At 69.8% G+C, this 8,285-nt stretch carries 3 protein-coding genes; all 3 read left to right on the top strand.

Annotated features, from left to right (window positions below):
* Positions 1-2,155, top strand: a 2,155-nt coding sequence (locus tag CCN56_RS02920; protein WP_179199651.1) for a CARDB domain-containing protein, incomplete at its 5' end; no start/stop codon positions are given.
* A gap of 202 nt (positions 2,156-2,357) precedes the next feature.
* Positions 2,358-6,644 (top strand): discoidin domain-containing protein, encoded by a 4,287-nt coding sequence (locus tag CCN56_RS02915; RefSeq protein WP_086823137.1) that lies wholly within the window; start codon positions 2,358-2,360, stop codon positions 6,642-6,644.
* Between the two features lie 209 nt (positions 6,645-6,853).
* Positions 6,854-8,272, top strand: a complete 1,419-nt coding sequence (locus CCN56_RS02910; RefSeq protein WP_086823134.1) for an extracellular solute-binding protein — start codon at positions 6,854-6,856, stop codon at positions 8,270-8,272.
* Positions 8,273-8,285: the final 13 nt, after the last annotated feature.

The following is an 8,285-nucleotide window of genomic DNA, read 5'->3' as shown; positions in this document are numbered from 1 at the left end:
CGACCCGGCCAACGCCGTCCCCGAGCTCGACGACACCAACAACAGCCGCACCGCGGCCGCCGAGCTGACCGTGGGCCAGAGCCCCGGCCCCGACCTCATGGTCACCGGCATCACCGCCACCCCCTCGGCCCCGGCGGTCGGCGCACCCGTCTCCTTCACCGTCGCCGTCCACAACCGCGGCACCACCGCCGTTCCGGCCGGCACCATCACCCGGCTGGCCGTCGGCACCACCACCCTGAACGGCACGACGGGAGCCGTCGCCGCGGGCCAGACCGTCACCGTCGTGATCTCCGGCACGTGGACCGCCACCAGCGGCGGCGCCACCCTGACCGCGGCCGCCGACGCCACCGGCACCCTCACCGAGACCGACGAGAACAACAACGTCTTCAGCAGGTCCCTCGTCGTGGGGCGCGGCGCCGCCGTCCCCTACACCGAGTACGAGGCGGAGGACGCCCGCTACCAGGGCACGCTGCTCACCGCCGACCGGCTGCGCACCTTCGGGCACACCGACTTCGCCACCGAGTCCTCGGGCCGCCGGTCCGTCCGGCTCGACGCGGGCGGGCAGTACGTCGAGCTCACCTCGGTGAACCAGGCGAACGCCCTCACCGTCCGCAACTCGATCCCGGACGCGGCGGCCGGCGGCGGCCAGGAGGCCACCCTCAGCCTGTACGCGAACGACGTCTTCGTCCGGAAGCTGACCCTCTCCTCCAAGCACAGCTGGCTGTACGGCACCACCGACGACCCCGAGGGCCTGACCAACCGTCCCGGCGGCGACGCCCGCAGGCTCTTCGACGAGTCGCACACGCTGCTCGACCGGTCCTACCCGCCGGGCACCCGCTTCCGGCTCCAGCGCGACGCCGACGACCGGGCCTCGTTCTACGTGCTCGACCTGATCGACCTGGAGCAGGTCGCGCCGCCCACACCGCAGCCCGCGGGCTGTGTTTCGATCACCGAGTACGGAGCGGTGCCCAACGACGGCATCGACGACACGGACGCCCTCCAACGGGCCGTCACCGCCGACCAGAAGGGCGAGATCGGCTGCGTCTGGATCCCGGCCGGACAGTGGCGGCAGGAGCAGAAGATCCTCACCGACGACCCGCTGAACCGGGGGCAGTACAACCAGGTCGGCATTCGCGACGTCACGATCCGGGGCGCGGGCATGTGGCACTCGCAGCTCTACACCCTGACCCCGCCGCAGGACGCGGGCGGCATCAACCACCCGCACGAGGGCAACTTCGGCTTCGACATCGACGACAACACCCGGATCTCGGACATCGCCATCTTCGGCTCGGGCACCATCCGCGGCGGTGACGGCAATGCCGAGGGCGGCGTGGGGCTCAACGGACGCTTCGGCAGGAACACGAAGATCAGCAACGTCTGGATCGAGCACGCCAACGTCGGCGTCTGGGTCGGTCGCGACTACTCCGACATCCCCGAGCTGTGGGGACCGGGCGACGGCCTGGAGTTCAGCGGCATGCGGATCCGCGACACGTACGCCGACGGCATCAACTTCGCCAACGGCACCCGCAACTCCACCGTCTACGACTCCTCCTTCCGCAACACCGGCGACGACGCGCTCGCCGTCTGGGCGAGCAAGTACGTCAAGGACACCTCGGTGGACGTCGGCCACGACAACCACTTCCGCAACAACACGGTCCAGCTGCCCTGGCGGGCCAACGGCATCGCCGTCTACGGCGGTCACGGCAACACCATCGAGAACAACGTGGTCGCCGACACCATGAACTACCCGGGGATCATGCTGGCCACCGACCACGACCCGCTGCCCTTCTCCGGGCAGACGCTCATCGCCGGCAACGCCCTGTACCGCACGGGCGGCGCCTTCTGGAACGAGGACCAGGAGTTCGGAGCCATCACCCTCTTCGCTCAGGGGCAGGACATCCCGGGCGTCACCATCCGGGACACCGAGATCCTCGACTCGACCTATGACGGCATCCAGTTCAAGACGGGCGGGGGAGCCATGCCCGACGTCCGCGTCAGCAACGTCCATATCGACGGCACGGTCAACGGCTCCGGGATCCTCGCCATGAGCGGGGCCCGCGGCAGCGCCACCCTGACCGGGGTGACGTTCGCGAACACGGCCGAGGGAGACGTCCTCGTCGAACCCGGCTCTCCGTTCGTCGTGAACCGCGGCTGATCCAGGCCTCAGGAGCGGCGGTCCACCCGCGGTGGATCGCCGCTCCGGCATGCCCTCGCGCAGCTCCTGACGCCTTTTCGACTCAAGCCGCGCAAGCGGTAGACGGTCCCGCGATCCTCTGGAACTCTCTGAGCGTCCCGCGCAAAGAATTGACATTCGAGCGCTATTTCTGGACTCACTCCCGAAGGAGAACCGAGGAGCGATGAGGATCCGCAACTGGAGATCACGGGGCCTGGGTGCCGTGATCGCGACGAGCCTCCTGGCGCTTGGGGGTCCGCTGACGACCGCCCACGCGGCCGGCGGCCCCAACCTGGCCCTGGGCGACGCCGCCGCCGCGAGCAGCGCGCACGCCGAGTACGCCGCCACGAACATCACCGACGGCAACCAGGGCACGTACTGGCAGAGCTCCGGCTCCGCCCTCCCGCAGTGGGTGCAGGCCGACCTCGGCACCGCCACCCGCGTCGACGAGGTGGTGCTCAGGCTCCCGGCCGGATGGGAGAGCCGCAACCAGACGCTCTCCCTGCAGGGCAGCGCCGACGGCACCTCCTTCAGCACCCTGAAGACGTCCGCGACCTACGCCTTCGACCCGGGTGCCGGGAACACCGTCACCATCGCCTTCCCGGCCGCCCAGGCCCGTTTCGTACGGGTCGACATCACCGCCAACACCGGCTGGGCCGCCGCCCAGCTCTCCGAACTCGAAGTGCACGGCGCCGACGCCACCTCCCCGAACCTCGCCGCCGGCAAGACGCTCACCGCCAGCAGCAGCACCCAGACCTACACGGCGCCCAACGCCAACGACGGCAACCGCGCCACCTACTGGGAGAGCACCGGCGGCGCCTTCCCGCAATGGCTCCAGGCCGACCTGGGGGCCGCCCTCCGGGTCGACCGGGTCGCCCTGCGGCTGCCCGGCACCTGGGAGGCCCGCAGTCAGACGCTGAAGATCCAGGGCAGTACCGACGGAAGTTCCTTCACCGACCTGACCGCCGCACAGGCCTACGCCTTCGACGTCGCGAGCGGTCGCAGCGCGGAGATCACCTTCGGCGCCACCACCACCCGCTACGTCCGCGTCCTGGTGACGGCCAACACGGTCCAGGACGCGGCCCAGTTCTCGGAGCTGGAGGTCTACGGACCGACGAGCGGGGACACGCAGGCGCCGACCGCTCCCGCGAACCTGGCCTACACCGAGCCCGCCTCCGGCCAGATCCGCCTGACCTGGAACGCGGCCACCGACGACACCGGCGTCACCGCCTACGACGTCTACGCCAACGGCGCCCTGCTGACCAGCGTCGCCGGCAACGCCACCACCTTCACCGACACCCGCCCGGCGAACCAGACGGTGTCCTACAGGATCAGGGCGCGGGACGCGGCCGGCAACCAGTCCGGCGACTCCAACACCGTCACCCGGATCGGCGACGCCGGCGACACCCAGGCGCCCACGGCACCCGCGAACCTGGCCTGCACCGAGCCCGCCTCCGGCCAGATCCGCCTGAGCTGGACGGCGTCCACCGACAACACGGGCGTCACCGGTTACGACGTGTACGCGAACAACGTCCTGCGCGGCAGCGTCGCGGGGAACGTCACCACCTACACCGACACCCAGCCCGCCTCCACGACCGTCACCTACCAGGTGCGGGCCAAGGACGCGGCGGGCAACCAGTCCGGCGCGAGCAACAGCGTCACCCGCAACGGCAGCGGGGGCACCGGCTCCAACCTGGCCGTCGGCAAGGCGATCTCCGCCTCCTCCACGGTCCACACCTTCGTCGCGGCCAACGCCAACGACAACAGCACGGCGACCTACTGGGAGGGTGCGGGCGGCAGCTACCCGAACAGCCTCACCGTCAGGCTGGGCGCCGACGCCGACCTCGACCGGCTCGTCCTGAAGCTGAACCCCGACACCGCCTGGGGCGCTCGCTCCCAGACCGTCGAGGTCCTCGGCCGCGCCCAGGACGCCACCGCCTTCACGAGCCTCGTCGCCGCGAAGAGCTACGCCTTCGACCCCGGCAGCGGCAACCAGGTGACGATCCCGCTCACCGCCCGCGTCGCCGACGTGCAGCTCCGGATCACGGCCAACACCGGCGCCCCGGCAGGCCAGATCGCCGAGTTCCAAGCCATCGGCGTCCCCGCGCCCAACCCGGACCTGCGGGTCACCGGGCTGAGCGTCTCGCCCGCCTCGCCCGTGGAGTCGGACCCGATCACGGTCAGCGCGACCGTCCGCAACGACGGCAGCGCCCCCGCCCCGGCCAGCAGCCTCGCGGTCCGCCTCGGCGGCAGCAAGGTCGCCACGGCCGCGGTGGGCGCCCTCGCGGCCGGGGCCCAGACCACTGTCACGGCCGCGATCGGCGTCCGCGACGCCGGCTCGTACGAGCTCGGCGCCGTCGCCGACGAGGCGGACGCGGTCATCGAGCAGAACGAGACCGACAACACCTACACCAGCCCCACCGCCCTCGTGGTGCGGCCGGTGGACAGCTCCGACCCGGTCGCCGCCTCGGTCACCACCTCGCCCTCGAGCCCCTCCGCGGGCGACAGCGTCACCTTCAAGGTCGCGGTCCGCAACCAGGGCACGATCGCCACCGCCACCGGCGCGCACGGCGTCACGCTCACCCTGCTCGACGCACAGGGCGGCACCGTGAAGACCCTCAGCGGCTCGTACGGCGGCGCGCTGGAGCCGGGGGCGCAGACCGAGGTGAGCCTCGGGACCTGGACCGCCGCCGACGGCTCGTACACCGTGCGCACGGTGCTCGCCGACGACGCCGACGAGCTCCCGGTGAAGCGGCAGAACAACACCGCCACCCAGGCCCTCTTCGTCGGGCGCGGCGCGAACATGCCGTACGACATGTACGAGGCGGAGGACGGCACCACCGGCGGCGGAGCGACCGTCGTCGGGCCCAACCGCACGGTCGGCGACATCGCGGGCGAGGCGTCCGGCCGCAAGGCGGTGAACCTGGACGCCACGGGGGAGTACGTCGAGTTCACCACCCGGGCGTCGACGAACACGCTGGTCACGCGCTTCTCGATCCCGGACGCCCCGGGCGGCGGCGGGATCGACTCGACGCTCGACCTCTACGTCGACGGGGTGTTCAAGAGGGCCCTGCCGCTCACCTCGAAGTACGCCTGGCTGTACGGCTCCGAGACCGCGCCCGGCAACTCCCCGGGCGCGGGCGGTCCCCGGCACATCTATGACGAGGCCCGTCTGATGCTGGGGGAGACCGTGCCGGCCGGCAGCCGGATCCGGCTCCAGAAGGACGCCTCGAACACCACCACGTACGCGATCGACTTCGTCAACCTGGAGCAGGTGGCCCCGGTGGCGAACCCCGACCCGGCCGCGTACACGGTCCCGGCGGGCTTCACCCACCAGGACGTGCAGAACGCCCTCGACCGGGTCCGCATGGACACCACGGGCGTTCTGGTGGGCGTCTACCTTCCGCCGGGCGACTACCAGACGTCGAGCAAGTTCCAGGTGTACGGCAAGGCCGTGAAGGTGGTCGGCGCCGGGCCCTGGTACACGACGTTCCACGCGCCCTCGACCCAGGACAACACGGACGTCGGCTTCCGTGCCGAGGCCTCGGCGAAGGGGTCGCTCTTCAAGGGCTTCGCCTACTTCGGCAACTACACCTCGCGGATCGACGGGCCGGGCAAGGTCTTCGACTTCGCGAACGTGTCGGACATCGTCATCGACGACATCTGGAACGAGCACTTCGTGTGCCTCTACTGGGGCGCCAACACCGACCGGATCACGATCAAGAACTCCCGGATCCGGAACCTGTTCGCCGACGGCGTCAACATGACCAACGGGTCGACGGACAACCTGGTGACCAACAACGACGCACGGGCGACCGGCGACGACAGCTTCGCGCTGTTCTCGGCGATCGACGCGGGCGGCGCGGACATGAAGAACAACGTCTACGAGAACCTGACCAGCACACTCACCTGGCGGGCGGCGGGGGTGGCCGTCTACGGCGGCTACGACAACACCTTCCGGAACATCCACATCGCCGACACCCTGGTCTACTCCGGCATCACGATCTCCTCGCTGGACTTCGGCTATCCGATGAACGGATTCGGAACCGGGCCGACGACCTTCGAGAACATCTCGATCGTGCGGGCCGGCGGGCACTTCTGGGGCGCGCAGACCTTCCCGGGCATCTGGGTGTTCTCCGCCTCGAAGGTCTTCCAGGGCATCAGGGTCAACCACGTCGACATCGTCGACCCCAGCTACAGCGGGGTGATGTTCCAGACGAACTACGTGGGCGGCCAGGCGCAGTTCCCGATCAAGGACACCGTGTTCACCGACGTCTCCGTCACCGGGGCGCGCAAGAGCGGTGACGCCTTCGACGCGAAGTCCGGCTTCGGCCTGTGGGCCAACGAGCTGCCCGAGGCGGGTCAGGGCCCCGCGGTGGGCGAGGTGACGTTCAACGGCCTCCGGACGAGCGGCAACGCCGTCGACATCCGCAACCCCACCTCGACCTTCAGGATCAACGTCAACCCGTAGTCCCACCGCTGCCCGTGAGGCCGGTGCGCACCGCGTCGGGCGGTGCGCACCGGCCTCTCACGCATACTGGGTTGCGCCTCATTGTCGAGCATTTACGAAATCAGCGCGATATCTTGCGTTCACTTGTCGTCGGTGGTTGAGTGTGGCGCACCCCACCCACGCACCCGAGTTGGGGTGACCTCCACGCCCAGGCCCGAAGGGGACCACTCATGAGAAGTGCCCGGCTCCGCCGTACCCGCCGACCCGTCGCCGTCGCCCTCGTCTCCGCCCTCACCCTCACCGCGCTCGCCGCCTGCGGCACGAGCAGCAGCGGCGACAACGGCAACGGCGGAGGCGGGGCGAGCGGGTCCTCCGACCCCTCCGCGCCGCTCGACCCCAAGACGAAGGTCACGCTCACCATCGACTGCATGCCGCCGGCGGCCAAGGCCGCCGAGCTCAAGGAGTGGAAGGAGGACGTGGCCGAGTTCAACAAGACGTACCCGAACATCACCATCGAAGGCCGCTCCACCCCCGGCCAGTGCCTGGAGCCCCCGCGCTTCACCGCGATGCTCAAGGCCAAGTCCCAGCCGGACGTCTTCTACACGTACTTCACCGACCTGCCGCAGGTCCTCTCCGAGGACGGCGCCGCCGACATCAGCGCCTACGTCACCGACAAGAGCGTCCCGCTCCTCAAGGACATCGACCCGAACGTCCTCGGCTCCCTCAAGCAGGACGGCAAGCTGTACGGCCTGCCCACCAGCAACTACACGATGGGCCTGCTCATCAACCGCAAGCTCTTCAAGGACGCCGGCCTCGACGCCGACAACCCGCCGCGCACCTGGGAGGAGGTCCGGGCCGCCGCCAAGAAGATCGCGGCCCTCGGCAACGGCGTCGCCGGCTTCGGCGAGTACAGCGCCGGCAACACCGGCGGCTGGCACTTCACCGCCCAGATGTACAGCCTCGGCGGGGACGTCGTCGACCCGAGCGGCACCAAGGCCGCCTTCAACAACGAGCTCGGCAAGCAGGTCGCCCGGAACCTCCACGCCATGCGCTGGGAGGACGACAGCATGGGCAAGACCCAGCTGCTCAAGTGGGGCGACCTCCAGAAGCAGATCGCCACCGACAAGCTCGGCATGTTCCTCGCCGCCCCCGACGACATCGCCTACATGGTCCAGCAGCTCGGCGCGAAGTACGAGAACTTCGGCATGGGACCGATACCCGGCGGCCGGAACACCCTTGCCGGGGGCAACAACTACATGATCAAGAAGGGCATCTCGCCCGACAAGATCAAGGCCGCCGTCGCTTGGCTCAACTTCAAGAACCTCACCGTCGGCAAGGGCCAGTTCGACTGGGCCCGCTCCAAGGCCGACGGCCTCCCGGTCGGAGTCCCGCAGCCCAACTTCTGGCTGAACGCCTCCAAGAGCACGGACGACGCCAACCGCGTCCGGAACGCGACCATGCCCGTCGCCAACTTCAAGTCCTTCATGGACAACCCGGTCCCCGGAAAGGCCGAGCCGCCGAAGGCCCAGGAGGTCTACAAGGTGCTCGACAACGTGATGTCCGGCCTCCTCACCAACAAGGACGCCGACGTCGACAAGCTCCTCGCCACCGCCGAGACCCAGGTCAACCAGGTCCTGGCCAACCAGTGACCCGCCCGGGCGG

Origin of the sequence: Streptomyces sp. NRRL B-24572 (genome assembly GCF_002156145.1) — a bacterium.
Lineage (GTDB): Bacteria > Actinomycetota > Actinomycetes > Streptomycetales > Streptomycetaceae > Streptomyces > Streptomyces vietnamensis.
This window is presented reverse-complemented; position numbering and strand designations above follow the sequence as displayed.